The organism is Ruminococcus sp. 5_1_39BFAA (genome assembly GCF_964240875.1).
Classification (GTDB): domain Bacteria; phylum Bacillota; class Clostridia; order Lachnospirales; family Lachnospiraceae; genus Blautia_A.
In genome coordinates this window covers 1-802 of sequence record NZ_CAXSVO010000095.1, presented here as the reverse complement: position 1 = coordinate 802, position 802 = coordinate 1, and the positions used below count along the sequence as shown (strand labels likewise).

The following is an 802-nucleotide window of genomic DNA, read 5'->3' as shown; positions in this document are numbered from 1 at the left end:
TGTTAGCGATTTCATGAGCTGTCGCTGATGTGATTTCATCGCTTGTCAACAGGTTGCTCAGTTTTCTGTCTTTATTTATGTTAGCAGACTGGGGAGTTGCCTCCCCAGAGCATTATCAGATAAATTGTGATAGTTCTTTTAAAGCACATGCGATCATACTGGCTTCATTAGCCTCCATTCCGGCTGCTTCCAGACTTTCCTTATTCCAGAATCGGTCTGAAGGATGTGCCAGTTCCACACCTATCCGGTGGTTGGGAATACATAAAAACCATCCATTTATCTGTCTGCCAAAGATTAAGTGATAACTGTTACCATTCAGATCGAGTTTAGCCTCATAAGGCTGGGCATGAAGCTGGATTGGATGAATTTCTGCCATACTATTCCCTAACCTCCAGCATTTCATGTTCTGTAACATAACGAATCATGTAATCATCGATCAGATGTTTATTCTGTTGAAACGCATACATCAATGCTTTCTCACAAATACGGTTGATCAGTCTTGGAATGCCCGTAGATGAATGATAGATTTCATCAAGAGCTTTCTCTGTAAACAGCTCCTGCTGACATCCGGAATAGTCCAGATGACTGCGGATGTATTTTTCACATTCCGCACGGTCCAGATGAGAAAGTACACAGTACATGTCAATACGCTGGCGGATTGCAGCGTAACGCTGAAGTTTCAGTTTTGTTGTCCACAGTTCGGTCTGTCCGACTAATACAACGGCCATTGGACTCATAGAGTCAAAGCGGTAATTCAGGAGAAAACGGAACTCTTCCAGAGTCTCTTTTTCCAATAAATGTG

2 protein-coding genes are annotated in these 802 nt (G+C 42.6%); both read right to left on the bottom strand.

Going from position 1 to position 802, the window contains the following annotated elements; all coding sequences use genetic code 11:
* Window positions 1-115: 115 nt before the first annotated feature.
* Window positions 116-376, bottom strand: coding sequence for a DUF6618 family protein (locus ACESZH_RS23930; RefSeq protein ID WP_373219599.1), 261 nt, complete (start codon window positions 374-376; stop codon window positions 116-118).
* A gap of 1 nt (window position 377) precedes the next feature.
* The coding region (locus tag ACESZH_RS23925; protein WP_373219598.1) for an ExeA family protein at window positions 378-802 on the bottom strand (425 nt) is incomplete at its 5' end.

Excerpts from the sequence above, each read along its gene's own strand:
- ACESZH_RS23930 (WP_373219599.1), bottom strand. The coding sequence starts at position 376 with ATGGCAGAAATTCATCCAATCCAGCTTCATGCCCAGCCTTATGAGGCT.